Raw genomic sequence first — 549 nt, 5'->3', positions numbered from 1 at the left:
GTATTTACCTTGTCGGGGCTAACTTCGGCCGTTTGCCTGGCTTGGGGCTATTGGCGGGTGATCCACTGGCGTTCCGGCTTGGGTTGGGTGCCGGTGGCTATTGCCGCTGGCTTGTTGTGCTTTTTTACCAGCAGCTGGTTGTTGCAGCAATTGCCGCCACATCGTGGTGTAGGGCTATTGGTGGTTGTCTTGGCAATTTTGCTGTTTCGTACTCTGTTTGGCGTCATTCACGACACGGCGCCGACACGGCACGATCCTCATATTCACGCCACCTGGTTCCATCAGCCTCTGGTGAAACTGGTATTTCGTGCCGCCATGGCGACATTGACCATCTTGCTGATTACCGGGTTGGCGGATGTGCTTGGCCCGCAGCGCGCCGGGCTGCTGGCGGCATTTCCGGTGAGTTTTTTCCCGTTGCTGCTGATTTTGCACCTAGGCCTGGGGGCAAATGTGGTGGCGCGTACCATTCGTTCTTACCCGGATGGTTTGGGCGCTCTGGTGGTCTACGCCTTGTGTGTCAGCTACAGCTATCCACTGCTCGGGCTACAC

At 57.2% G+C, this 549-nt stretch carries 1 protein-coding gene; it reads left to right on the top strand.

Annotation, left to right across the window (positions count from 1 at the left end):
- Positions 1-57 precede the first annotated feature (57 nt).
- The coding region (locus Q4563_RS15675; RefSeq protein WP_303605123.1) for a hypothetical protein at positions 58-549 on the top strand (492 nt) is incomplete at its 3' end.

This window comes from Gilvimarinus sp. 1_MG-2023, assembly GCF_030548285.1.
Note: the sequence above shows the minus strand (reverse complement) of the source record. Positions and strands in the feature narration are given on the sequence as shown.